The 688-nt window shown below is 72.5% G+C and carries 1 protein-coding gene; it reads right to left on the bottom strand.

Annotated elements, in window-relative coordinates; genetic code table 11:
• Positions 1–688: aldehyde dehydrogenase family protein (locus IEZ10_RS38490; RefSeq protein ID WP_189251421.1), on the bottom strand; the 688-nt coding region annotated here is incomplete at both ends.

Genomic DNA, 688 nt, shown 5'->3' with positions numbered 1-688 from the left:
CCGCCGTCGTTGGTGAAGATCGCCGTGCCGTTGCCGTACTCGCCGTCGTTGATCAGCTTCAGCCCCTCGGCGTAGGAGGAGACCCGCACGATCGCCAGGACCGGCCCGAAGATCTCCTCGGTGTGTACCCGCGAGCCGGCCGGCACGTGGTCCAGCACGGTCGGGCCGAGCCAGAAGCCGGGGGTCTCGGCGGCGGCGCCGCCGCCCAGGACCGGGGTGCGCCGGCCGTCGACGACCAGGGTGGCGCCCTCGACCACGCCCGTCTCCAGGTAGGAGGCGACCTTGTCGCGGTGCACCTCGGTGACCAGCGGCCCCATCTGGGAGGCGGGGTCGTCGCCGGGACCGACCGTCAGCTTCTCGACCCGGGAGACGATCTTGTCGACCAGCTCGTCGCCGACCGGGTCGACGGCCAGCACGACGGAGATCGCCATGCACCGCTCCCCGGCCGAACCGAAGCCCGCCGACACCGCCGCGTCCGCCACCAGGTCCAGGTCGGCGTCGGGCAGCACCAGCATGTGGTTCTTGGCGCCGCCCAGCGCCTGGACCCGCTTGCCGTGCGCGGTGCCGGTCTCGTAGACGTACCTGGCGATGGGCGTGGAGCCGACGAACGAGACCGCCCGCACGTCCGGGTGCTCCAGCAGCCGGTCCACCGCCGCCTTGTCGCCCTGGACGACGTTGAAGACGCCGT

The organism is Streptosporangium pseudovulgare (assembly GCF_014648055.1).
Taxonomy (GTDB): domain Bacteria; phylum Actinomycetota; class Actinomycetes; order Streptosporangiales; family Streptosporangiaceae; genus Streptosporangium; species Streptosporangium pseudovulgare.
This window is presented reverse-complemented; position numbering and strand designations above follow the sequence as displayed.